Source organism: Leisingera sp. CC-HEC093 (genome assembly GCF_059429195.1).
The window spans coordinates 2181478-2204223 of record NZ_JCAIJR010000001.1; the positions used below are offsets into that span (position 1 = coordinate 2181478).

The following is a 22746-nucleotide window of genomic DNA, read 5'->3' on the forward strand; positions in this document are numbered from 1 at the left end:
TACATCAGCGCATAGCTCTGATGTTCAAGCTGCATACCCTATGCGATATCGGCATTTCACAGATCTGGCACCGCAGGCTAGCGTTTGCGCCATAATCACAGGGGAGTATGCCTAATGACGAAATTTGTCAGAAGCCTGGCGGCTGCTGCAGTGGTGGCGATGGCACCGGTTGCCTATGCCGAAACCACCGTGCGCGTTGCCTATGACGCTGACCCGGTCTCGCTGGATCCGCACGAGCAGCTGTCCGGCGGCACATTGCAGCTGTCGCACATGGTCTTTGATCCGCTGGTGCGCTGGACCCAGGACCTGCAGTTCGAACCGCGCTTGGCCGAAAGCTGGGAACAGATCGATGGCACTACCATGCGCTTCAAGCTGCGCAGCGGGGTCACCTTTCACAGCGGCAACCCGCTGACCGCCAAGGACGTGGACTGGACCTTTGACCGGCTGAAGGAAAGCGACGACTTCAAGGCGATTTTCGCACCCTTCACAGATGTTGAAGTCGTTGACGATATGACCTTCGACCTGAAGACCTCGGAGCCCTATCCGCTGGTTCTGCACACCGCGACCTACATCTTCCCGATGGACAGCGAATACTACACCGGCACCACTGACGATGGCAAAGACAAGTCCGAGATTGTCAAGCACGGCGATAGCTTTGCATCCCGCAACGTCTCCGGCACGGGCCCCTTCATCGTCTCCGAGCGTGAGCAGGGCGTGCGTGTCGTGTTCGACCGTTTCGACGGCTACTGGGATGCAGATGCAGGCAACGTCGACAAGATCGTGCTGACCCCGATCAAGGAAGATCCGACTCGCGTCGCGGCGCTGCTGTCCGGTGACGTGGACTTCATCGCGCCGGTTCCGCCGACCGACCTGAAGCGCGTGGAGGAGGCTGCAGGCGTTGACCTGATCACCATGCCCGGCACCCGCATCATCACATTCCAGATGAATCAGAACCGCGTCGAGGCCTTCAAGGACGCCCGTGTCCGCCAGGCAATCGACTATGCCGTGAACAACGCAGGCATCGTTGACCGCATCATGCGCGGCTTCGGCACCGTGGGCGGCCAGGCCAGCCCGGCCGGCTACCTGGGTTACACCGAAGATCTGGCGCCGCGCTTCGATCTGGAAAAAGCCAAGGCGCTGATGGCCGAAGCGGGCTATGCCGATGGTTTCTCGATCACCATGATGGCGCCGAACAACCGTTATGTGAACGACGACAAGATCGCCCAGGCGGTAGCTTCGATGCTGGCTCAGATCAACATCAAGGTTGACCTGCAGACCATGCCCAAGGCGCAATACTGGCCGACCTTCGATGAACGCGCAGCGGACATGATGATGATCGGCTGGCACGCGGATACTGAGGATTCCGCCAACTTCCACCAGTTCCTGACCGCCTGCCCGGATGAAGCAACCGGCAACGGCCAGTACAACTCCGGCAACTACTGCAACGAGGAAGCCGACAAGCTGATGAACCAGGCCAATGCGGAAACCGATCCGGCCAAGCGTGCGGACCTGCTGCAGAAGCTGGAAGGCATCCTGTACGAAGAAGCAGCCTTTATCCCGCTGCACTGGCAGAACCTGGCCTGGGGTGCCAAGTCCGGCATGAACGCGGCGGAGATCGTGAACGCGCTGAACTTCCCCTACTTCGGTGACCTGGTTGTCGAAACCGGCAGCTAAGCGCTGAAAACCCCGGGCCGGCCTCCTCCGGCCGGCCCGGGACCTCAAAAAACGAGCAGCCGTCAAGGTTGCCGCAGGTCCGCTTCCCGTCCGGAAGCTTGTGTCTGCGCCATATTCCAACTCTACAAAGGTCAGGACAATGTTTGCCTATCTCGCGAAGCGAGTAATTCAGGCGGTTGCCGTGATGTTCGTCATCTCGCTGATTGCCTTTGCCATCCAGGGCAACCTGGGCGATCCGCTGCGCGAGCTGGTCGGGCAGTCGGTTTCAGAAGAAGTACGCCAGCAGCTGCGCGATGAGCTGGGGCTGAATGACAGCTTCTTGACGCAGTACTTGCGGTTTGCCGGCAATGCGCTGCAGGGCGACCTGGGCACCTCCTATTTCTTCAAGGAGCCAGCACTGGACGTAATCCTGAAAAAGCTGCCTGCGACGCTGGAGCTGGTGTTCGGCGCCACGCTGATCATCGTCGGCCTCTCGGTGCCGCTGGGCGTCTACACTGCGATCAAGCCGGACAGCATTCTGAGCCGCATTATCATGGGGCTGTCGATTGTCGGCATCTCTATCCCGGTGTTCTTGACTGCAATCCTGATGATCTTCGTGTTCTCGGTGGAATACGGCTGGTTCCCCTCCTACGGGCGCGGCGACACCGTGCAGGTCTGGGGATATTGGCAGACCAACTTTGCCACGGCTGACGGCTGGATGCACATCATCCTCCCCTCGATCGCGCTGGCCTCAATCATGCTGCCGCTGTTCGTCCGCCTGATCCGGGCCGAGATGATGGAAGTGCTGCAATCCGAATACGTGAAATACGCCAAGGCCAAGGGCATCAACCCGTGGCGCATCTACTTTGTCCACGCATTGAAGAACACGCTTTTGCCGGTGATCACTGTGGGCGGTGTGCAGATCGGCACCATGGTGGCCTACACCATCCTGACAGAGACGGTGTTCCAGTGGCCGGGCATGGGCTTCATGTTCCTTGAAGCAGTGAACCGCGTCGACACTCCGCTTATCGTGGCCTACCTGATTGTTGTCGGCTTCATCTTCGTGGTCACCAACACCATCGTCGACCTGATCTATGGGCTGGTGAACCCGACCGTGAATATTGCGAGGATGGGCGCATGAGCACCGAAACGCTGAACCCGAAATCCGAACCCTCGCGCTGGTCCAAGATCTGGAATTCCAACATGGGCTACAGCTTCCGCCGCAACCCGGTAGCGGTGGTCAGCATGATTGTCTTTCTGGTAATTGCAGTGGCGTCCTTCCTGGCGCCGGTGATTGCTCCCTATGATCCCTATGATCCGGCCTCCATCGACATCATGAACTCGGAATACCCGCCGGCCTGGGTCAGCGGATCGCTGCCGGAGTTCATGCTGGGCACCGACGATCAGGGCCGCGACCTGTGGTCCACCATTCTCTATGGTACCCGCCTGTCGCTGCTGATCGGCATCTGCGCGGTGGCGCTGCAGGCCTTCCTTGGCATTTCTATCGGCCTGCTGGCCGGTTACATCGGCGGCCGCCTTGACAGCCTGCTGATGCGGCTCGCGGATATTCAGCTGTCGTTTTCCACCCTGATGGTCGCGATCATCTTCCTGGCTGTTACGCAGGCAATGTTCGGAACCGATACCTTCAACCGCTATGCCGTCGTCTTTCTGATCGCGGTGATCGGGGTGGCGGAATGGCCGCAGTATGCCCGGACCGTCCGCGCCACCGTTCTGGCGGAGAAGAAGAAAGAATACGTCGACAGCGCCCGGGTGCTGGGTTTCGGGCCAATGCGGATTATGGTGCGGCACATCCTGCCGAACTCGCTGTCGCCGATTTTCGTGATCTCCACTGTGCAGGTCGCCAATGCGATCATCTCCGAGGCCTCGCTCAGCTTCCTGGGGCTGGGCATGCCGCCGAGCCAGCCGTCGCTGGGCTCGCTGATCTCTTCCGGCTTCGACTACATCTTTTCCGGCAGCTGGTGGATCACCGCCATTCCCGGCGTGGTGCTGGTGGTGCTGGTCCTTGTCATCAACCTGCTGGGCGACTGGATGCGCGACGTCCTGAACCCGAAACTCTACAAGGGGTAACGCGATGAGCCTTCTTTCCGTTCGCGACCTCACCGTCAAATTTGCCATGCGCGACCAGACGGTTACCGCCCTCAACGGCATTTCCTTTGACCTGGCCAAGGGCGAGCGCCTTGGCATCGTCGGCGAAAGCGGCGCCGGCAAGTCGATCACGGGGTTCTCGCTGATGAACCTGCTGAGCCGCCCGGGCTATATCGACAGCGGTCAGATTCTGTTCGACGGCGAGGATGTCGTTCAGATGAACGACAAGCTCCTGCGCAATCTGCGCGGCAACCGGATGGCAATGATCTTTCAGGATCCGATGGTGACGCTGAACCCGGTGCTGACCATCGGCCAGCAGATGATCGAGACGCTGATGGCGCACCGCAAGCTGAGCCGCGAAGAGGCGCGCCAGATCGCCATCGTAAAGCTGCGCGAGGTCTATATCCCGTCGCCGGAAGAGCGGCTGGAACAGTACCCGCACGAGCTGTCGGGCGGCATGCGCCAGCGGATCATCATCGCGATTGCGCTGCTGCTGGACCCGCAGCTGATCATCGCGGATGAGCCGACCACTGCGCTGGATGTGACCATCCAGGCCGACATTATGGAACTGATGCTGGAGCTGTGCCAGTCCAACCAGGTGGGACTGATCCTGATCACCCACGATCTGGGCGTGGTCAGCCAGATGACCGAGCGCACGCTGGTGATGTATGCCGGCCGGATCATCGAAGCGGGGCGCACGCGGGAGATCATCAACGATCCGCAGCACCCCTATACCCAGGGCCTGATCAACGCGCTGCCGCAGCAGACGGTGCCGGGCCAGCGGCTGAAACAGATCCCGGGCAACATGCCGGGGCTGGCCAGCATCCCCACCGGCTGCGCCTTCAATCCGCGCTGCAAATACGCCACCGACCTGTGCCGCAGCCGGGTGCCGGAGATTGTGCATTACGGAGAGGTTGAGGTGGCTTGCCACGAGGTGCAGCGCCTGAACAGTGATGAAGACCGTCAGGAGGCAAGGGCATGAGTGACGTGAATACAGACCGCCCGCTCTTGGAGATCAAGAACCTCGAGAAACGGTTCGATCTCGATCAGGGCTTCCTGGAAACGCTTAAATTCAAGCAAGGCAAGATGGTGCGCGAAAGCCGCTCTGTCCATGCGGTGAACAACGTCTCTCTGGATGTTGGCCGGGGCGAGGCGCTGTGCGTTGTAGGCGAGTCTGGCTGTGGCAAATCAACTGTTGCCCGCCTGGTAGCTGGCCTGCTGACACCGACCGCGGGTGAAATCCACTACGATTGCAAGCGCATCGACAACCTGTCGCGCGGCGCAATGCAGCCCTTGCGCAAGAAGATCCAGATGATCTTCCAAAACCCCTATGCCTCGCTCAACCCGCGCATGACCATCCGGCAGGCGCTGGAGGAGCCGGTGCGTCATCACTACCCGAATTCCTCGGCGGCAGAGGTGCGCGACAAGGTGACTGAGGTCATGCTGTCGGTGGGTGTTGATCCAAGCTGGGCCAAACGCTACCCGCATGAGTTTTCCGGCGGCCAGCGCCAGCGGATCGCCATTGCCCGCGCCTTGACCGTGGACCCGGAGTTCATCATCGCGGATGAACCGATCAGCGCGCTGGACGTTTCGATCCAGGCGCAGGTGCTGAACCTGATGCTGGAAGCCAAGGAAAGCCGCGGCCTCACCTATCTGTTCATCACCCATGATCTGAGCGTGGTGGAGCACTTCGGCACCCGTGTTGCGGTTCTTTACCTTGGGTCGGTTTGCGAGGTTGCGGACACCCGGACATTGTTCTCCAGCCCTAAACACCCCTATACTCGGGCCTTGCTGTCCGCGGTGCCGCAGCTGAAGGACGACCGGCCGAACCATATCCGTCTCAAGGGCGAGATTCCGACGCCGATCAACCTGCCGACAGGCTGCCCGTTCCAAAGCCGCTGCGCCTTTGCGGACACAAGATGCAAAAGTGAAAAGCCCAAAGCCATTCACCAGCCAGACGGCAGCACGGTAGCGTGCCACGCCGTTGAGGAAGACAGGCTGGATGCGGTGGCTGCCGGCTAGGACGGGACGCTAGTTGGATATCATCTGGCTTAAGGATTTCGAGGCTTTGGTCGCGTGCAAGAATTTCTCGCGCGCGGCCGAAGAACGTAATGTCAGCCAGCCGGCCTTTTCGCGCCGGATACGGGCGCTGGAGAATGAGATCGGCGTGCGGCTGATCAACCGCGAAACGCTGCCGCTGACATTGACCCCGGCAGGGGAGGTGTTTCTGTCGCAGTCGCGCATCATGCTGCGCACCTATGAAGAAACGATCGAGCGCTGCCAGACCATCGACGCGGCGGGCGAAAACGTGATCCGCTTCGCCGCATCGCAGTCGCTCTACATGACCCACTACAAGACCCTGATTGCGCCGCTCGCCAGCGAGGGCGGGGTAGATACCGATCTCAACTCCACCTCCTGGGCCGCCGACCAGTTCGTCAGCGCGCTGCAGCAGGGCTATTGCGATGTGATTCTGACCTACTGGCACCCGTCGATGGACTTCCTGGGACCGCTGGAAGTCGCCAATTTTGAATACCTGACGCTGTCCACCGATCGTTACGTGCCAGTGTCCCGCGCCGCCCCGGAAGGCGGGGCTGAGTTCGGCTTCAAGGCAAGCAGCAAGGAGGCGGTGCCGCTTTTGTCCTATGGCGCGGTGTCGGCACTGCGCTCCGTGCAGGAGTTTGCGCTGACACAATTGCTGCCAGGGCAAAAGGTGTTCGTCGTCAACCAGAACGCGCTGGCCAATAGCGTCAAAGCCATGATCCAGGAAGGTTTCGGGATGGGCTGGCTGCCGCTGAGCCTGTGCCGCCATGAAATCGCCTCTGGCCGGTTTGCCATTGTGGACGAACGGCTTGGCACAGACCTCGAAATCCGCCTTTACCGGGACCCGCGCAGCACCAAGCAGACGCTGGACGTGCTCTGGAAACAGCTGAAACGCTCTGCAATGAAAGCGGCCTGAGGGGGCAGCCGGGCTGCCAGAAGTCGCCCGTTGATTGAACTGGCGCGCTATTTGTATATCTGCCATTTCTTGGGGGCAGGCGTGTTTCGGCGCCGCGATGCTTCATGACCGGAAGGACGGGCGGATATGCACTACCTCAAACGCGAGCTGTACGATCTGGTCAAAAGCGATGATGCCATTTTCGACTTTCTGCAGATCGGCTCGCTGGACGGTCTCTGGTACTGGGATCTGGAAAACCCCGAACACGAATGGATGAGCCCGGAGCTTTGGCGCCTGTTCGGAGTGGATCCGGCGACCAAGGGGCATTTTGCCTCCGAATGGCAGGACCTGATTCATCCAGACGATTTGGCTTTGGCGCTGGAGAACTTCCACAAGCACCTGGAGGATCCGGCCCACCCCTATGACCAGATCGTGCGCTACCGCCATGCCGACGGCCATATGGTCACCGTGCGCTGCCGTGGTTTGGCAATCCGGAATGAGGCAGGCAAACCGGTGCGGATGCTGGGGGCGCATAACGATCTGACAGAGCTGAAGACGCGGGAAGCAGAGCTGGCAGCGGCAATTACCGGCCTGGCTGCGGAGGTGACGCGCGCCAACTCTGCCGTTGAGGCCCGGACCGCCTTCCTGGCTACGATGAGCCACGAGATCCGCACGCCGCTAAATGTGATCCTGGGGTTGTTCCATCTGATCAAGAGCGACGAAACAGCATCGGAGAAAACCCGCGAGCGAGCCGATGTGGGGCACCGCGCGGCGGAGCTTCTGCTGACCCAGCTGATCAACGTTCTGGAGACGGCGAGGCTTGATTCCGATGCGCTGGAATTCGATCCTAAGCCGGTTGAGACCGCCGCCCTTGTTCCCCAGTGGCAGGAAGCTTTGGAAGCCAGTGCGACCCGTTATGGCAAGCCGCTGCGCACTTGGGTTGCGGCTGCAGAGGACCTGCCGGAGGAACTGGTGATAGATCTGCCGAAGGTTACGCAGGTCGTGAACAACCTGATCGACAATGCGGTAAAGTTCACAGCAGAAGGCAGCGTCTGTCTGGCACTGGAACACGACGAAGCGGCGGCCTGTCCTGTCAGCATCACCGTTCTGGATACGGGGCCGGGTATTGCAGATAGGGACAGGGACCGGGCGTTCGAACGGTTCACCCAGCTTGAAAATGCCGTGTCCGAGCACAAGGGCGGCTCTGGTTTGGGTCTGTCGATCTGCCATGAATTGGCAGAGCTGATGGGGGGGCGTCTGATCATTCTGGACCATCCGCCCGAAGGGTTCCATCTGGGCATTAGCCTGCAACTGCCGGAACCGGGCAATGACGGGAAAGGGTGACTGCGGGGGGGGGCGCCGAATGCGCGGCACATTCTCCCTGTTCGGACAGCACCGGTGGCGAAAACATATGCCGGCCAATAAAAAAGACGCCCTAAGGCGCCTTGTTTTATTGGTCGGAGTGAGAGGATTCGAACCTCCGACCCCTGCCTCCCGAAGACAGTGCTCTACCAGGCTGAGCTACACTCCGACCGTGGGGGCGGGATAGCTCAGGGCGCGGAGTTTGACAAGGGCGATTCCACAGAAAGATGCGGTTTTCAGGGAATCTTTTTGCGCGGCTGGCCAAGGCCGCGGATCCACGCAAAAGCCCCGCGCCGTTAACCGGGCGGGGCTTGGTGGTCGCGCAGATTAGCTGCTTATAATCAGAGGCTTGCGTCGAGAGCGGCGATCACCGCGTCGCCCATCTGGCTGGTGGATACCGGCTGCACGCCTTCGCTCGCCAGCAGATCGGCTGTGCGTACACCGTCAGCCAGAACCTTCTCGACAGCGGCTTCCAGGCGTTGCGCTTCGGCACCCTGATCGAAGCTATAGCGCAGCGCCATGGCAAAGCTCAGGATGCAGGCAATCGGGTTGGCCTTGCCCTGGCCCGCGATGTCCGGCGCAGATCCGTGCACCGGCTCATAAAGCGCCTTGGGGCGGCCGTTTTCCATCGGCGCGCCAAGCGAGGCGGAGGGCAGCATGCCAAGCGAGCCGGTCAGCATCGCAGCGCAGTCGGACAGGATATCGCCAAACAAGTTGTCGGTCAGGATGACGTCGAACTGCTTGGGTGCGCGCACCAGCTGCATGGCGCCGTTGTCGGCGTACATATGGCTCAGTTCGACTTCGGGGTAGTCGGCCGCCACGCGGGTCACCACCTCACGCCACAGGATGCCGGATTCCATCACGTTGGCCTTCTCCATGGAGCAGACCTTCTTGTTCCGGCGCATCGCCAGCTCGAACGCGGAACGGGCGGCACGCTCAATCTCGCTCTCGGTGTAGCGCTGGGTGTTGATGCCGACGCGCTCGTTGCCTTCTTCGAAGATGCCGCGCGGCTCGCCGAAGTAAACGCCAGAGGTCAGCTCGCGCACAATCATGATGTCGAGGCCCGCGACGATGTCCTTTTTCAGCGAGGAGAAATCTGCCAGTGCGTCAAAGCACTGCGCCGGGCGCAGGTTGGAATAGAGGTCCATTTCCTTACGCAGGCGCAAAAGGCCGCGCTCGGGCTTCACCGAGAAATCCAGGTTATCGTAGGCCGGGCCGCCAACGGCGCCCAGCAGCACCGCGTCAACCTCTTGTGCCTTGGCCATGGTCTCATCCGCCAGCGGCTTGCCGTGCTTGTCATAGGCCGCGCCGCCGACAAGATCCTCGTCTACATCGAACTGCAGGCCGCGCTTGTCACCGAACCAGGTGATGATTTTGCGCACCTCGGTCATGACTTCGGGGCCGATCCCGTCGCCGGGCAGAATCAGAATCGATGGGTTGGGCATGGGGATCCTCCAAAAATCAGCTGGCAAGGGCGTAGCGGGACAGTGGGGCAGGGTCAATAACGGCCCTAGGAAATAAAGGGGGAAGATGGGACTTCGCCCGCGCAACGAAATTGTGAAGGCGGCGTCAGTCCAGCAGCAAATCCACCCAGACCAGCCTGTGGCGGCTGGCAGCCGCGGCGGGGGCGTCCGGTCCGTCCGGCCAGGCCACGCCGCTGCCAGCAACAGTCAGCCCGGCAGAGGGCAGCACATAGTCTACCCGCATCCGCCCGGCGCTTTGCCACTCCACGGTGGCGGTGCCGCCTTCCGCGCTCTGGGGGCGGGGGTCCTGCAGGCGCGAGTCTGCCAGCAGGCTGCGGATTGCTTCCCGGCGCCCCTCGCCGCGGTTTGAATCGAGATTGGCGTCGCCAGCGATCACAAAGGAACCTTTGGGCGCGGGTCCCAGGCGGCCGTCCAGCAGCAGTTGCCACAGGCGGATTTCATCATGGTTGCGTCTGCCATTGCGGTCTTCCGGCCCGTCGAACAGCGGCGGGGCGGCGTGGAAGGTGAGGAGGTTCAGATATCCGCCGCTTTGTAGTTGCAGCGGTACCAGCCAATGGCCGGTTGCAGAGAGGCGCTGCACAGTCTGGGCTTCGGGAGAGGGAAAGGGGCTGCCGTCCGGATGCTGCGGCAGCAGGGCGCCGGGCAGATCCTGCCACAGGAGGGCGGAGAGGTCCCGGATGCCATCGCGGTCTACCGGCAGCCGGGACATCAGAGCAATGCCGCCGTGGCCGCGGAACCGGCCGTAGCCCTGGTTGTCGCGCGGCCCGCTGGCCTTGCCGTCGCCGTCCAGATCCAGCGGAGACGGCGGCGGCAGGCCGGAATTCGGCTGCAATGCGATTTGATACGGGTAGTCCAGCCCCCGATCCGCCAGCCGTGCGGCCAGCGCCGACAGTGCCCGGCCTTCAAAGTCCCAGTCGATCCCCTGCAGCGCCAGAACGTCGGGCTGCGCGGCGGCTATCACATCCACAACTGCCGCCACCTGCGGGTCGTTGCCCCGGGTGATGTCCCGCAGCAGCAATCCGGGCCCGTCGCGCGACAGTTCCGTGTTGAAAGTTGCGACGCGGAGGGTGTTTGCCCAGCCCGTTCCGGCGGCAAGGATGAAAAGGAGGAGACCTGCCGCCAGCCGCCTCATGCGGTCTGCAGGGCCTCGTCCGGGTCGGCGATGGCCGCGCGCCGTTTCTGTGCGATCAGCCCGGCGATGCGCAGCATCGCCATGCCGCGCATGATCATCGAAGCCGGCACCAGCGCCCAGGCGCTGATCACCCAGATCAGCACATGCGGGGCTGCCAGCATGCCAGGATCCACCAGTCCGGAGGCCAGCGTGACCGCGGCAGGCAAGGCGAAGGGCAAGAGCGCACCGGCGGTGATGTTGACGCGCCCGTCGCGCTGCAGCCGCTGCACCACGTCGCCGCCGGTGGTGGGGTCGAACAGGGGCAGGTTGACCCAAACATTGAACGCTCCGCTGCCCACTGGCCAATGGCCAACCCGGATCACAAGGGCAAAGACGAAGATGGCGATTCCGGCAACCGCACAGGCCAGGCCTGCGGCATCGCGCACCATCAGAACCACCGCCTCCGGCACCTGCGGCGGCATCATCAGTACCGTCAGCTGTACCGGCGAATAGGCAAAGTCGAGCTGGCCGCCCAGCCAACCGCCCAGGCGCTGCACCAGCGCGGTCAGCCCGGTCGGCGCCAGCGGATGCGCCGCCAGCAGGCTCAGCGCGCCGACGCTAACGGCAGCAGCGCCAAAGCGCATCCGGTTGATCGGCGGCGCATTACGGAATTCCACGAAGCTGGGGAAATGTGAATAGTATTCAACGAAGGCCAAGGCAGAGCCCAAGAGCGCGATAAACAGGATGACCTCCGGCGACTCGGTGGCCGATGCCGGCAGCATCAGCGTCGGCATCGCAAACAGCATGGCCACCAGTATGCCGCGGAACGCCGCGCCTGTGATACGTGCAAACACGTTTTTTTCCCTTCAAACCGGCGCGGGCATTTTTACCTCGGGGTCCGGATTTGAAGCCCCCCGGGAAACGGTGCGGGGTGCTCTGCCTCATTTTTGCCCCATTGTGGCCGGCAGGCGGCTTTCCGCTCAAGAGGGGGCAGCAGTTGCAGACCCACTTTCGCCGCTGGACTGGTGCCGGATTGCATCAGCGATTTGGTTGAAATTGAGAGCGTTGGCAGTGGTGATACCAGATACTGTATGCTGTCGCACCGGATGCACAAGGCCGCCGCGCCGGTGCAATTGCGGCGGAAATGCGGCGCGAATCTGGCACCCAAAAGAAAAACCGCCCCAGAGCGGGGGCGGTTTCCAGATGTTTCAATGGTCCGGCAGAGGTCAGACCCAGGGGCGTTCCTGCGTGGCCTTTTCCTCGAAGGACTGGATCGAGCCGGCCTTCTCCATGGTCAGGCCAATGTCGTCGAGGCCGTTCAGCAGGCAATGCTTCTTGAACGCGTCCACTTCGAACGTGATGACTTCGCCATCGGAGGTGGTGATCTCCTGCGCTTCCAAGTCAATGGTCATGCGGGCGTTCTCGCCCTTTTCAGCGTCGGCCATCAGCACATCGACCTGCTCCTGCGGCAGCACGATCGGCAGGATGCCGTTCTTGAAGCTGTTGTTGAAGAAGATGTCAGCGAATGAGGTCGAAATGATGCATTTGATGCCAAAGTCAGCAATGGCCCAAGGCGCGTGCTCACGCGAGGAGCCGCAGCCGAAGTTGTCGCCCGCCACCAGGATCTCGGCGTTGCGGTACTGCGGCTTGTTCAGCACGAAATCCTCGATCTCGGTGCCGTCGCGGTTATAGCGCATCTCGTCGAACAGGTTCTTGCCGAAGCCGGTGCGCTGGATGGACTTCAGGAACACCTTGGGAATGATCATGTCGGTGTCGATGTTCACCAGCGGCATCGGGGCTGCGATGCCCTGCAGTTTCTGGAACTTTTCCATTACTCGTTTCCTTGTTTCTGGTGCTTCAAACCGCTGAGATCAAAGCCGATCTCTTGCGCGTGGCGTGCGATGAAGCTGTGTTTTTCGGGCCGGTGCGCCTTGTGATAACGGCGCACCATGGATGCATAGAGATGAACGGCCAGCGTGTTTTCGGTCAGCCAGCCGTCTTCCTGGCAGCTGCCGCTGAACAGCACGTCGGTCAGAACGCCGCGGATCGGGTAGAACACCTCCGGTTCGCGGACATGTTCGACCTCGCCGGTCAGGTTCAGCGTGTAATCCAGCGCCCTGGGGCCAAGCGACGGGCGCTGCAGCTCAAAGGCTGCCAGCAGCCGCTTGCCGGGCGGCGCGGCCTCCACCTCCTTACGGATCTTGCGGCCGAGCCAGGGCGGCACGAACTCGGGGTCCTCGAACCAGTCCAGCAGGTGGTTCAGCGTTGCAGAGCTTTTCGGCAGCCGCAGCACCGCGCCATTGATCGACCGTGTCGGCTCATAGCCGATGTGATAGTCTGCGGCCGGCAGCGGCCGGCAGCAGAGAATATCGGTGTCGATCCAGATCATGTCCGTCTGTTTCAGCAGGTAGAGGCGGAACAGATCAGACAGCATCGAGGCCGGCGCCTCCCCATGCCCTGCCGCGGCAGGGTCCCAGATTTCCGCCGCCGGGCAGGTGCGGACACCTGCCGGAACCGGCGGCGCCGCAGGCCCGGTGTGGAACAGCACAACCTCGTGGCCGCGCTGCACGAAACTGGCCAACGACAGTTCGTGCAGCCAGTTCAGGCTGTCACCGATCCACAGGCTTGCGACTGCGGGCAGGGAAGGGCTGGATGGCATCGGCGGCCCCTCAGGTTCAGATCAGCTCGCGCACATCCGTCAGCCGGCCGGTCAGCGCCGCAGCGGCTGCCATGGCAGGCGACACCAGGTGCGTGCGGCCCTTGTAGCCTTGGCGGCCTTCGAAGTTGCGGTTCGAAGTTGCGGCGCAACGTTCTTCGGGGGCAAGCTGGTCAGGGTTCATCGCCAGGCACATGGAGCAGCCTGCAAGCCGCCATTCGAAACCGGCAGCCTCAAAGATCTCGGCCAGGCCTTCTTCCTCAGCCTGGGCGCGGACCAGGCCGGAGCCCGGAACGATCATGGCGCGCATTCCATCCTTGATCTTCTTGCCCTTGACCACTTCTGCCACGGCGCGCAGGTCCTCAATGCGGCCGTTGGTGCAGGAGCCGATGAAGACGGTGTCGATCTCGATATCGGTCAGCTTCTGCCCGGGGGTGAGGCCCATGTATTCGATCGAGCGGCGGGCCGCCTCGACCTTACCGCCGGTGAAGTCCTCGGGATTCGGAACTACGCCGGTGATCGGCAGAACGTCCTCGGGCGAGGTGCCCCAGGTTACGACCGGCTGAATGTCTTCGCCTTTGAGGGTGATCACCTTGTCGAATTGGGCGCCTTCGTCGGTGTAGAGGGTTTTCCACCAGTTCAGAGCGGCTTCCCACTGGGCGCCTTTCGGGGCGTGCGGGCGGCCTTTGACATACTCAAAAGTGGTTTCGTCCGGTGCGATGAGGCCGGCACGGGCGCCGCCTTCGATCGCCATGTTGCAGACGGTCATTCGGCCTTCCATCGACAGGTTGCGGATCGCTTCGCCGCAATACTCGATGACATAGCCGGTGCCGCCGGCGGTGCCGGTCTCGCCGATCACAGCCAGGGTGATGTCCTTGGCGGTCACACCCGGCTTCAGCTGGCCGGTGATCTCCACCTTCATGTTCTTGGACTTCTTCTGGATCAGCGTCTGGGTGGCCAGCACGTGCTCCACCTCGGAGGTGCCGATCCCATGCGCCAGCGCGCCGAAGGCGCCATGGGTGGCGGTGTGGCTGTCGCCGCAAACCACGGTCATGCCGGGCAGGGTCCAGCCCTGTTCCGGACCGACAATGTGCACGATGCCCTGGCGGACGTCATCCACCGGGTAGTAATGCACGCCGAATTCCTTGGCGTTTTTGTCGAGCGCCTCGACCTGGATGCGGCTTTCCTCGTTCTCGATGCCTTTGGCGCGGTCGAGCGTGGTCGGCACGTTGTGGTCCGGTACCGCGATGGTCTTATCGGGCGCGTGCACCTTGCGGCCGGCCATGCGCAGGCCTTCGAACGCCTGCGGGCTGGTTACTTCGTGGACCAGGTGGCGGTCGATATAAAGCAGGCAGGTGCCGTCCTCTGCTTCATGCGCGACATGCGCATCCCAGATCTTGTCATAGAGTGTCTTGGGGGACATGGGTCCTCTCCCGTGATGTATTGGGTGTGCTGGCTTTGGGCTGGGCAACGGCCTTATAGGCGCGCCAGGACCGTGCGGGCGGCGCCAAAGAACCGCTCGCGCAGCCGCGCGCGGTCTTGCAGTTCGATCTTTTGCGCCAATACGAGGGTCATGGCTGTCAGATACATCCCGGCGGGCCGGCAATCAAGATTCGTTCTAAGGGTGGAAGGAATGCGCCAGCCCGCCCAGCCTGCGCGGCACAGGGGGGGCACCCCCTGTACACCCCCAGTGCACCGGCTGGCGCATTTTCAGCCGGCTGGGCTTCCTGGCAGCCAGGCTCTTTCCTTGATCCCGGCGCCGCCCGGCGGCAGACTGCGAAAAAAAGGGGCGCGCGATGGAGCCGGAAGAGCAGACACCACCCAGGGACGCGATTGCGGAAAGCACCGCTGAGGCGCTGGAGCTTGGCCAGCAGCTATGGGAGCTGGCGGCCGACGGGCTTGAGCTTCTGCTCAGGCCCTGGAATGCCTATCAGGCCGGTATCGTGCTTGCGGTCTTTGTTCTGGCCACGTTGATAGCCCGGCCGCTGAAGGGCACGTTCCATGACTGGCTGCGGTCGCGGGAAGGCTGGCCGCGCTGGCGGATGCGGGCCGGGCTGGTGCTGCACAAGCGGATCCGCGGCATCCTGTTCGTGCTGCTGATCTGGAGCGTCATTCTGGTGATGCAAGAGGTGACATGGCCCAGCCGGTCGCGGCTGCTGACGGTGATTGCCAACCTGTCGCTGGCCTGGCTGATTGTTTCTTTTGCCACCAGGCTGGTGGGCAATCCGCTGCTGCGCAACCTGGTGAAATACGGCGCCTGGGCCTGGATCACTCTGCGCATTCTTGGCATCACCGAGGACGCGATACATCTGCTGGACGGTGTTGCCATTGATTTCGGGGATCTGAGGATCTCGCTGTATCTGGTGGTGCAGGCGATTGTGATCCTGGGCGTGATGCTGACTTTGGCGCGGGTGATATCGCAAGTGACGGCAAACCGGATCCGCGCCAATTCCGATATCTCGCCGTCGATGCAGGTGCTGGCGGCAAAACTGGCGCAGATCCTGCTCTTTGGCGGTGCCTTCTTTATCGGGCTCAGGGCCATCGGCATCGACCTGACCGGCCTGGCGGTGCTGTCCGGTGCCATCGGTGTCGGCCTCGGTTTCGGCTTGCAGAAGGTGGTGTCGAACCTTGTGTCGGGCCTGATCATCCTCTTGGACAAGTCGATCAAGCCGGGCGACGTGATTTCGCTGGGCGACACCTTTGGCTGGATCAACGCGCTGGGCGCGCGCTATGTCTCCGTCGTGACCCGCGACGGGCGGGAATACCTGATCCCGAACGAGGATCTGATCACCACTCAGGTGGTCAACTGGTCGCATTCCGACAAATACGTCCGGCTGGACCTGACCTTTGGCACCGGCTATGGCGATGACCCCCACAAGGTCCGCAAGATCGCTGTTGAGGCCGCCTGCGGCGTCAAGCGGGTGCTGCAATACGGCAGCAAGAAACCAGTCTGCCACATCACTGGCTTTGGCGACAGCAGCGTCGATTATGTGCTGCGGTTTTGGATCGACGATCCCACCGGCGGCCTCACCAACATCCGCGGCAATGTCTATCTGGCGCTGTGGGATGCGTTCCAGGAACAGGACATCTCGATCCCGTTCCCGCAGCGCGAAGTGCGGATGCTGAACGACCCGCTGCCGGTCAGGGTTGCACCTGGCGGCAATGACGGATAAAGCACATGGCTTGCGTTGCCGGGGCGGGGTTTTATTGAAAAGTCACTATCCGGTTGCTACATTATTAACAGGCCCGGCGCCGGGGCTTGGCGGCGCGTTGCAAGGAGGACTATGTCCTGTCACCCGTACCTCAAGCGGCAGATGCCGCTGTTAATGGGGCAGCCGTGATGGCCGCCCAGTCCCAGCCCACCAGCGAACAGCTGCTGGAGCGGATTCTCTCCTCACTCAGCGATGACAAAGCCGAAGATGTTGTGCAGATCGACCTGCGCGGTAAGACGGCGATTGGCGACTATATGGTGCTGGCCTCCGGCCGGTCCACCCGCCAGGTTGCCGCCATGGCTGAAAAGCTGACAGACCGGCTCAAGCAAGAGTACCGGATCAGCTGTAAGGTCGAAGGCAAGGATACCGGCGACTGGGTGCTGATCGACACCGGTGATGTGATTGTCCATATCTTTCGTCCGGAAGTGCGCGAGTTCTACCAGCTCGAGAAGATGTGGATGCCCGCAGGCACCGCGGCGGCTCCGGCGGCCGAAGGCTGAGCCAAGGCTGATTTGATGCAGGCCCGCGCGATGGGTGCGGGCCGGATTGCTTCAGGAATTTCATGCGTCTGCATATTTGTGCGGCCGGGCGCCTGCGCTCTGGCCCGGAAAAATCCATCATCGATGACTATCTGACCCGGTTCGACCGGACCGGCCGGGCGCTGGGCCTGGGGCCTGCGCGGGTGGTGGAGATTGAGGACAAGAAGAATGCGGGCATGGCGGCGGAGGCTGCGCTCCTGCGCAAGGCGCTGCCCAAGGGTGCGGTGATCTGCACCCTGGATGAGCGCGGCAAGGTGATGTCCTCCCCCGATTTCGCGGACAAGCTGGCAGGCTGGCGCGACAGCGGCCGCCAGGATCTGGCGCTGATCATCGGCGGTGCCGACGGGATTGACCCCTCCCTGCGGGCAGAGGCCGATTTCTCGATCTCTTTTGGTAAGATGGTCTGGCCGCATATGCTGGTGCGGGTGATGCTGGCGGAGCAGATGTACCGCGCCGCGACCATTCTGGCAGGCAGTCCGTATCACCGGGTGTGAGCCGTCTCACCGGGGTTGAATGCGCCTTGAGGCGCATGCCTGCGGCGCGAGTATTTTCAGAAAGATGAAGTCACGGCAGGGTGAGGACGTATGTATCCTGCCCCCAGCCGTCGACCAGGCAGCGGGCCTGGATCTGCACCCGGGTTGTGCCCTTTGGGATCTGCACGCCGCTCAGGGACCGGGTGAAGGGCTGTTCCTGCTCATGCGGGTGCGCCAGCACCCGCAATCCCAGTTCTTTGCCGTCCATGTCCAGCACCCGCCAGCCGTCTGCGTAATGTTCCCATCCGGTGTCCGGGTGGGACAGGGTGACGCTGAAGGACCAGCTGCCGCCAGACGCGCGGGCGGTGGCGTTTTCGATCACCGGTTCATCTGCAAGGGCGGGCAGGGCCGCGGCGCTGAGCGCGCAGGTCAGAAGCAAGCGTTTCATGCCTGCACCATAGCTTTGCCGAACCGGCAATGCAGTCACGAAACCGTGTCCCCTTTGCTTTCGGGCGGGATGCGCAGCAGGATCCGGCGGGAGGTGGAGGCGAACTCGCGCCGGTACAGCACGGCAACCGTGATCAGCGCCGCCCCGCCTAGCGGCAGGGCGCCCGCCAGCCAGGCCGCCGCGGCCAGCGCGAAGTAAGTCGAGCGCATGCCGCGGTTGAAACTGCGCGCGGCGGTGATGCTGATTTCGGCCGCTTGCGCAGCGCGGGCATAGGCGAGATCATGGGCGGGATCATTCGGCACCGCAGCCATCAGCACCGCGCAATAGCCGAACAGCCGGTGCGACCAGACAAATTTCAGAAATGCATTCGACAGAAGCAGCAGCAGCACCAGGATCTTGACCTCCCAGACAAAGGCGGGGGCGCTGTCCTGGATCAGGTCTTCGGCAACGCCGGCCAGCTGCTCGGTATTGCCGATCAGCGCCAGCCCGCCGCCGATGGCAATCATCGCGGCAGAGGCAAAGAAGGCAGTGGCCTGCCGCAGGTTGCCGGCCAGCTGGGCGTCAAAGATCCGCGGGTCGCGTTCCACCATCCTCTTCATCCAGTCGCGCCGGAAATCCTCCATCAGCAGGGAGACGGAGAGCCGCCCCGCAGGCGGGTTCTCGATCCGCCAGCCGATCCACAGCCAGCCTGCGATCAGCAGGGTCAGCGCTGCAAGGTCAAGGAGGGAAAACTGCGCAAGGCGGGTGGTCCAGATCATGGCCCGACCCTAGCGCGGCAATCCGGCACTTGCCAGATGCATTGAATTGGTAATATTATCTTACCAAAGAGGAGGCTCAAATGGAAATGCCATCCCCGAACCCCGCCATTCTGGCGCGCAAAGCCCGGCTTGCCGAGCGGCTTTTGGCTGTGCTGCCTGCAGATGCGGTGATCCAGGACGCGGCGGAAACCCGCGCTTATGAGTGCGATGCGCTCACTGCGTACAAGTGTCCGCCGCTTTTGGCGGTGCTGCCGCGGAGCACGCAGGAGGTTTCCGATGTGCTGCGGATCTGCTTTGAGGAAAGCGTGCCGGTGGTGCCGCGCGGTGCCGGCACCTCGCTGGCGGGCGGGGCGCTGCCGACTGCGGATTGCGTGATCCTGGGCGTAGCGCGGATGAATGAGGTGCTTGAGACGGACTACGAGAACCGCATCATCCGGGTGCAGGCGGGGCGCACCAACCTCAGCGTCTCAGGCGCTGTGGAGGAGGAAGAGTTTTTCTACGCGCCCGATCCCTCTTCGCAGCTCGCCTGCGCCATTGCCGGCAATATCGCGATGAACTCCGGCGGCGCGCATTGCCTGAAATACGGGGTGACCACCAACAACCTGCTGGGCGTCACTATGGTGATGATGGATGGCACCGTGGTTGAAATCGGCGGCGCGCATCTGGACGCAGGGGGGCTGGACCTGCTGGGGGTGATTTGCGGCAGCGAAGGGCAGCTGGGGGTGGTGACCGAAGCCACCTTGCGTATCTTGCGCAAGCCCGAAGGCGCGCGGCCCGTTTTGATCGGCTATGGCAGCAACGAAGTGGCCGGCGCTTGTGTTTCCGACATCATCAAGGCGGGTGTGCTGCCGGTGGCTATTGAATTCATGGACCGCCCCTGCATTGAGGCCTGCGAAGCTTTTGCCAAGGCGGACTATCCGGTGTGCGAGGCGCTTCTGATCATCGAGGTCGAGGGCAGTGAGGCCGAGATCGAACACCAGCTGGGGCTGATCACGGAGATCGCCCGCTCCCACAATCCGGTGGAGCTGCGCGAGGCAGGCGATGCCGATGAGGCCGCCCGTATCTGGCTGGGCCGCAAGTCAGCCTTTGGCGCGATGGGGCAGATCAACGATTACATGTGCCTGGACGGGACGATCCCGGTGTCCTCGCTGCCTTATGTGCTTCGCCGCATTGGTGAGATGAGCCGGGAATTCGGGCTGGATGTGGCCAATGTGTTCCACGCGGGCGACGGCAATATGCATCCGTTGATCCTGTTCGATGCCAACAAACCGGGTGATTTGGAAACCTGCGAGGCTTTTGGTGCCGAGATCCTGAAACTATGCGTCGAGGCAGGCGGCTGTTTGACTGGCGAGCACGGGGTGGGGATCGAGAAACGCGACCTGATGCTGCATCAGTACAGCGAGGCGGATCTGCAGGCGCAGTTGCGGGTCAAGGATGTGTTTGATCCGAAGTGGCTGCTCAATCCGGCCAAAGTGTTTCCTTTGGCGGTGACCGAAAGCCGCCGGATGGCGGCACTGGCAGCTGAATGATTGGGGGCTGGCCCCCAAACCCCCAGAGTATTTCCGGAAAGATGAAAATGATGACACCAGGGAGCGAAGCAGAACTGGCCGAGGCCATTGCAGGCGCAAGCGGGCCGCTGTGCATTCAGGGCGGCGGCAGCCGCGGGCTGGGTGTGGAGGGTGAGGTTCTGAGCACGCGCGCGCTGTCTGGGGTTGAACTGTATGAACCCGGCGCGCTGACGCTGGTGGTCAAGGCGGGCACCCCGGTGGCGGAGGTGGAGGCATTGCTGGCCGCGGAAAACCAGCGTTTGGCGTTTGAGCCGATGGACCACCGCGGGCTGCTGGGCATGGACGGAGAGCCAACCATCGGCGGTGTCATTGCAGCAAACATATCCGGCCCGCGCCGCATTCAGGCGGGGGCAGCGCGGGACCACCTTCTGGGGGTGCGGCTGGTGGATGGCAGCGGCCAGGCGGTGAAGAACGGCGGCCGGGTGATGAAAAATGTGACCGGCTATGACCTGGTGAAGCTGATGTGCGGCGCCCATGGCACCCTGGGGGTGCTGACGGAAGTGTCGCTGAAGGTCCTGCCGCGGGCCGAAGCCGCCGCAACGGTGACCCTGACCGGCGTTGACCTGCCCGGCGCGGTGCGGGCAATGTCGGCGGCGCTGGGCTCGCCTTTTGATGTGACCGGCGCGGCCTATGATGCGGAAACCTATCAGGTGCATATCCGGGTGGAGGGGTTCCGGCACTCTGCCGCTTACCGCAGCGCAGCGCTGGTGGAGCTGCTGTCGCCCTTTGCCAGGGCTGAGGTGCAGGAGGATGCTGAAAGCTTGTGGCAGTGTATCCGCGATGCCGCAGCCTTCCACGGGCGGGGTGGCGATGTCTGGCGGATCTCGGTGAAGCCCACGGATGCGGTGGAACTGGTGCCGCACCTGGAAGCAGCGGCCCTGCAGTTCGACTGGGGCGGCGGGCTGATCTGGGCGCTGGTGCCCGAGGGCACGGATCTGCGCGCACGGATCAATGTGCCAGGCCATGCCACGCTGGTGCGGGCCAGTGCAGAGGCCCGGAGCCGGCTGGGCGTGTTCCAGCCGCAGCCCGCGCCTTTGGCCGCAATCGGCGAGGGGCTGCGGCGGCAGTTTGATCCGCGGGGCATCCTCAATCCGGGACTGATGGGGTAGAACATGCAGACCACATTCACCGAAAAACAGCTGCAAGACCCGGGCACCAAACGCGCCAATGAGATCCTGCGCTCTTGCGTCCACTGCGGGTTCTGCACCGCCACCTGCCCGACCTATCAGGTGCTGGGCGATGAACTCGACAGCCCCCGCGGCCGGATCTACCTGATCAAGGACATGCTGGAAAACGAGCGGGTGCCGGACGAAAAGACGGTGAAGCACATCGACCGCTGCCTCAGCTGCCTTGCCTGCATGACCACCTGCCCGTCGGGTGTGCATTACATGCATCTGGTGGACCATGCACGCGCCTATATCGAGAAACACTACGACCGCCCCTGGAGCGACCGGGCCCTGCGCTGGCTGCTGGCGCGGATTTTGCCTTATCCGGCCCGGTTCCGGCTGGCGCTGATCGGGGCGAAGCTGGCGAAACCGTTCAAGGGCCTGCTGCCGGACGCACGGCTGCGGGCCATGCTTGAGATGGCGCCAAAGACCATCCCGCCCGTGAGCCGCAATGACGATCCGCAGAGCTTTGCCGCTGCTGTGCCGCGGAAAAAACGTGTGGCACTGATGACTGGCTGTGCCCAAAAGGCGCTGAACACCGATATCAATGACGCCACCATCCGGCTGCTGACCCGGCTTGGCTGTGAGGTCGTGGTGGCCAAAGGCGCCGGTTGCTGCGGGGCGCTGACCCATCATATGGGCCGCGAGGCGGACAGCCACGCAGCCGCGGCCAGGAACATACGTGCCTGGGCGGCGGAAATGGACGGGCAGGGGCTGGACGCGATTGTCATCAACACCTCCGGCTGCGGCACCACCGTCAAGGACTACGGGTATATGTTCCGCACTGATGCGCTGGCGGCGGATGCCGCGCGGGTTTCAGGGATTGCGATGGACGTGTCTGAGCTGCTGATGCAGCTGGATGTGCCAGAGGGCGCGGACAGGGGGCTGACGGTCGCCTATCACGCCGCCTGCTCCTTGCAGCACGGGCAGCAGGTCAAGACCCATCCAAAGACACTGCTGAAACGCGCGGGCTTTAAGGTTGTGGAACCCGCTGACAGTCATTTGTGCTGCGGATCGGCCGGCACCTACAACCTGATGCAGCCGGAAATCTCTGCCGAGCTGAAGGGGCGCAAGGTTAAGACGCTGGAGGCCAAAAAACCGGACCTGATCGCGGCGGGGAATATCGGCTGCATGATGCAGATCGGCTCTGGCACCGGGCTGCCGGTTGTGCACACGGTGGAGCTGCTGGATTGGGCCTCTGGCGGCCCGCAGCCGCCCGCGCTGACCGCCCCGGGCAAGCGGGTTCCGGAGGTTCCTGTCCTGCGCTGATATCCG

General features: G+C 62.7%; 22 protein-coding genes and 1 tRNA gene. 13 read left to right on the forward strand and 10 right to left on the reverse strand.

The genetic code is table 11. From position 1 onward, the window contains the following. Window positions 1-114 precede the first annotated feature (114 nt). From AC5STB_RS10485 to AC5STB_RS10515, 7 genes are all read left to right on the forward strand, one after another. Window positions 115-1674, forward strand: coding sequence for an ABC transporter substrate-binding protein (locus AC5STB_RS10485; protein WP_495442776.1), 1560 nt, complete (start codon window positions 115-117; stop codon window positions 1672-1674). A 139-nt stretch (window positions 1675-1813) separates the two neighbouring features. Continuing rightward, window positions 1814-2794: an ABC transporter permease gene (locus AC5STB_RS10490; protein ID WP_495442777.1), complete on the forward strand. Its 981-nt coding sequence runs from the start codon at window positions 1814-1816 to the stop codon at window positions 2792-2794. Next, window positions 2791-3741 (forward strand): ABC transporter permease, encoded by a 951-nt coding sequence (locus tag AC5STB_RS10495; RefSeq protein ID WP_495442778.1) that lies wholly within the window; start codon window positions 2791-2793, stop codon window positions 3739-3741. Before AC5STB_RS10490 ends, AC5STB_RS10495 begins: the two co-directional genes overlap by 4 nt. Before the next feature lie 4 nt (window positions 3742-3745). Continuing rightward, the gene (locus AC5STB_RS10500; RefSeq protein ID WP_495442779.1) at window positions 3746-4741 is read left to right on the forward strand and encodes an ABC transporter ATP-binding protein; all 996 of its coding nucleotides are present in this window, start codon (window positions 3746-3748) and stop codon (window positions 4739-4741) included. Further along, complete coding sequence (locus AC5STB_RS10505; RefSeq protein ID WP_495442780.1) at window positions 4738-5781, forward strand: ABC transporter ATP-binding protein; 1044 nt, start codon at window positions 4738-4740, stop codon at window positions 5779-5781. Before AC5STB_RS10500 ends, AC5STB_RS10505 begins: the two co-directional genes overlap by 4 nt. A gap of 13 nt (window positions 5782-5794) precedes the next feature. Next, window positions 5795-6715: a LysR family transcriptional regulator gene (locus AC5STB_RS10510; protein WP_495442781.1), complete on the forward strand. Its 921-nt coding sequence runs from the start codon at window positions 5795-5797 to the stop codon at window positions 6713-6715. Window positions 6716-6841: 126 nt separating this feature from the next. After that, window positions 6842-8038, forward strand: a complete 1197-nt coding sequence (locus tag AC5STB_RS10515) for a PAS domain-containing sensor histidine kinase (RefSeq protein ID WP_495442782.1) — start codon at window positions 6842-6844, stop codon at window positions 8036-8038. A gap of 110 nt (window positions 8039-8148) precedes the next feature. On the opposite strand, the gene AC5STB_RS10520 is transcribed toward AC5STB_RS10515, so the two are convergent. The 8 genes from AC5STB_RS10520 to AC5STB_RS10555 form a co-directional block, all read right to left on the reverse strand. After that, window positions 8149-8225: transfer RNA gene (locus AC5STB_RS10520), tRNA-Pro, on the reverse strand. 172 nt (window positions 8226-8397) lie between these two features. Beyond that, complete coding sequence (gene leuB, locus AC5STB_RS10525; protein ID WP_495442783.1) at window positions 8398-9501, reverse strand: 3-isopropylmalate dehydrogenase; 1104 nt, start codon at window positions 9499-9501, stop codon at window positions 8398-8400. A 124-nt stretch (window positions 9502-9625) separates the two neighbouring features. Then, on the reverse strand, window positions 9626-10672 hold the full coding sequence (locus AC5STB_RS10530) for an endonuclease/exonuclease/phosphatase family protein (RefSeq protein ID WP_495442784.1): 1047 nt from the start codon (window positions 10670-10672) through the stop codon (window positions 9626-9628). Continuing rightward, window positions 10669-11505, reverse strand: coding sequence for a hypothetical protein (locus tag AC5STB_RS10535; protein WP_495442785.1), 837 nt, complete (start codon window positions 11503-11505; stop codon window positions 10669-10671). The genes AC5STB_RS10530 and AC5STB_RS10535 overlap by 4 nt, the downstream gene beginning before the upstream one ends. A 372-nt stretch (window positions 11506-11877) precedes the next feature. Continuing rightward, window positions 11878-12483: a 3-isopropylmalate dehydratase small subunit gene (gene leuD, locus AC5STB_RS10540; RefSeq protein WP_495442786.1), complete on the reverse strand. Its 606-nt coding sequence runs from the start codon at window positions 12481-12483 to the stop codon at window positions 11878-11880. Beyond that, window positions 12483-13310, reverse strand: a complete 828-nt coding sequence (locus AC5STB_RS10545; RefSeq protein ID WP_495442787.1) for a glycosyltransferase family 32 protein — start codon at window positions 13308-13310, stop codon at window positions 12483-12485. Before AC5STB_RS10545 ends, leuD begins: the two co-directional genes overlap by 1 nt. A 16-nt stretch (window positions 13311-13326) precedes the next feature. Next, complete coding sequence (gene leuC, locus AC5STB_RS10550; protein WP_495442788.1) at window positions 13327-14730, reverse strand: 3-isopropylmalate dehydratase large subunit; 1404 nt, start codon at window positions 14728-14730, stop codon at window positions 13327-13329. Window positions 14731-14783: 53 nt separating this feature from the next. Next, window positions 14784-14882 (reverse strand): isopropylmalate isomerase, encoded by a 99-nt coding sequence (locus AC5STB_RS10555; RefSeq protein ID WP_226429013.1) that lies wholly within the window; start codon window positions 14880-14882, stop codon window positions 14784-14786. Window positions 14883-15103: 221 nt separating this feature from the next. Here AC5STB_RS10555 and AC5STB_RS10560 point away from each other — a divergent pair, with 221 nt between their 5' ends. The 3 genes from AC5STB_RS10560 to rlmH all read left to right on the forward strand — a co-directional run bounded on the left by AC5STB_RS10560 (window position 15104) and on the right by rlmH (window position 17552). Further along, complete coding sequence (locus AC5STB_RS10560; protein WP_495442789.1) at window positions 15104-16480, forward strand: mechanosensitive ion channel family protein; 1377 nt, start codon at window positions 15104-15106, stop codon at window positions 16478-16480. 167 nt (window positions 16481-16647) lie between these two features. Continuing rightward, entirely contained in the window at window positions 16648-17019 is a 372-nt protein-coding gene (rsfS, locus tag AC5STB_RS10565) for a ribosome silencing factor (RefSeq protein ID WP_495442790.1), read from the forward strand. A gap of 62 nt (window positions 17020-17081) precedes the next feature. Next, window positions 17082-17552, forward strand: coding sequence for a 23S rRNA (pseudouridine(1915)-N(3))-methyltransferase RlmH (gene rlmH, locus AC5STB_RS10570; RefSeq protein ID WP_495442791.1), 471 nt, complete (start codon window positions 17082-17084; stop codon window positions 17550-17552). 70 nt (window positions 17553-17622) lie between these two features. Here the strand turns inward: rlmH and AC5STB_RS10575 are convergent, their stop codons facing one another. Together AC5STB_RS10575 and AC5STB_RS10580 are read right to left on the reverse strand one after the other, a co-directional pair. Beyond that, window positions 17623-17979: a hypothetical protein gene (locus tag AC5STB_RS10575; protein WP_495442792.1), complete on the reverse strand. Its 357-nt coding sequence runs from the start codon at window positions 17977-17979 to the stop codon at window positions 17623-17625. A gap of 35 nt (window positions 17980-18014) precedes the next feature. Further along, on the reverse strand, window positions 18015-18737 hold the full coding sequence (locus AC5STB_RS10580; RefSeq protein WP_495442793.1) for a DUF599 domain-containing protein: 723 nt from the start codon (window positions 18735-18737) through the stop codon (window positions 18015-18017). Window positions 18738-18817: 80 nt separating this feature from the next. Between AC5STB_RS10580 and AC5STB_RS10585 the strand changes: the two genes are divergently transcribed. The 3 genes from AC5STB_RS10585 to glcF are packed head-to-tail and all read left to right on the forward strand — an operon-like array spanning window position 18818 to window position 22740. Beyond that, window positions 18818-20266, forward strand: coding sequence for an FAD-linked oxidase C-terminal domain-containing protein (locus AC5STB_RS10585; RefSeq protein ID WP_495442794.1), 1449 nt, complete (start codon window positions 18818-18820; stop codon window positions 20264-20266). 50 nt (window positions 20267-20316) lie between these two features. Beyond that, window positions 20317-21414, forward strand: coding sequence for an FAD-binding protein (locus AC5STB_RS10590; protein ID WP_495444589.1), 1098 nt, complete (start codon window positions 20317-20319; stop codon window positions 21412-21414). A 3-nt stretch (window positions 21415-21417) separates the two neighbouring features. Then, complete coding sequence (gene glcF, locus AC5STB_RS10595; protein WP_495442795.1) at window positions 21418-22740, forward strand: glycolate oxidase subunit GlcF; 1323 nt, start codon at window positions 21418-21420, stop codon at window positions 22738-22740. Window positions 22741-22746 lie beyond the last annotated feature (6 nt).

Excerpts from the sequence above, each read along its gene's own strand:
- AC5STB_RS10485 (WP_495442776.1), top strand. The coding sequence starts at position 115 with ATGACGAAATTTGTCAGAAGCCTGGCGGCTGCTGCAGTGGTGGCGATG.
- AC5STB_RS10490 (WP_495442777.1), top strand. The coding sequence starts at position 1,814 with ATGTTTGCCTATCTCGCGAAGCGAGTAATTCAGGCGGTTGCCGTGATG.
- AC5STB_RS10495 (WP_495442778.1), top strand. The coding sequence starts at position 2,791 with ATGAGCACCGAAACGCTGAACCCGAAATCCGAACCCTCGCGCTGGTCC.
- AC5STB_RS10500 (WP_495442779.1), top strand. The coding sequence starts at position 3,746 with ATGAGCCTTCTTTCCGTTCGCGACCTCACCGTCAAATTTGCCATGCGC.
- AC5STB_RS10505 (WP_495442780.1), top strand. The coding sequence starts at position 4,738 with ATGAGTGACGTGAATACAGACCGCCCGCTCTTGGAGATCAAGAACCTC.
- AC5STB_RS10515 (WP_495442782.1), top strand. The coding sequence starts at position 6,842 with ATGCACTACCTCAAACGCGAGCTGTACGATCTGGTCAAAAGCGATGAT.
- leuB (WP_495442783.1), bottom strand. The coding sequence starts at position 9,501 with ATGCCCAACCCATCGATTCTGATTCTGCCCGGCGACGGGATCGGCCCC.
- AC5STB_RS10530 (WP_495442784.1), bottom strand. The coding sequence starts at position 10,672 with ATGAGGCGGCTGGCGGCAGGTCTCCTCCTTTTCATCCTTGCCGCCGGA.
- leuD (WP_495442786.1), bottom strand. The coding sequence starts at position 12,483 with ATGGAAAAGTTCCAGAAACTGCAGGGCATCGCAGCCCCGATGCCGCTG.
- AC5STB_RS10545 (WP_495442787.1), bottom strand. The coding sequence starts at position 13,310 with ATGCCATCCAGCCCTTCCCTGCCCGCAGTCGCAAGCCTGTGGATCGGT.
- leuC (WP_495442788.1), bottom strand. The coding sequence starts at position 14,730 with ATGTCCCCCAAGACACTCTATGACAAGATCTGGGATGCGCATGTCGCG.
- AC5STB_RS10555 (WP_226429013.1), bottom strand. The coding sequence starts at position 14,882 with ATGACCCTCGTATTGGCGCAAAAGATCGAACTGCAAGACCGCGCGCGG.
- AC5STB_RS10560 (WP_495442789.1), top strand. The coding sequence starts at position 15,104 with ATGGAGCCGGAAGAGCAGACACCACCCAGGGACGCGATTGCGGAAAGC.
- rsfS (WP_495442790.1), top strand. The coding sequence starts at position 16,648 with ATGGCCGCCCAGTCCCAGCCCACCAGCGAACAGCTGCTGGAGCGGATT.
- rlmH (WP_495442791.1), top strand. The coding sequence starts at position 17,082 with ATGCGTCTGCATATTTGTGCGGCCGGGCGCCTGCGCTCTGGCCCGGAA.
- AC5STB_RS10575 (WP_495442792.1), bottom strand. The coding sequence starts at position 17,979 with ATGAAACGCTTGCTTCTGACCTGCGCGCTCAGCGCCGCGGCCCTGCCC.
- AC5STB_RS10580 (WP_495442793.1), bottom strand. The coding sequence starts at position 18,737 with ATGATCTGGACCACCCGCCTTGCGCAGTTTTCCCTCCTTGACCTTGCA.
- AC5STB_RS10585 (WP_495442794.1), top strand. The coding sequence starts at position 18,818 with ATGGAAATGCCATCCCCGAACCCCGCCATTCTGGCGCGCAAAGCCCGG.
- AC5STB_RS10590 (WP_495444589.1), top strand. The coding sequence starts at position 20,317 with ATGACACCAGGGAGCGAAGCAGAACTGGCCGAGGCCATTGCAGGCGCA.
- glcF (WP_495442795.1), top strand. The coding sequence starts at position 21,418 with ATGCAGACCACATTCACCGAAAAACAGCTGCAAGACCCGGGCACCAAA.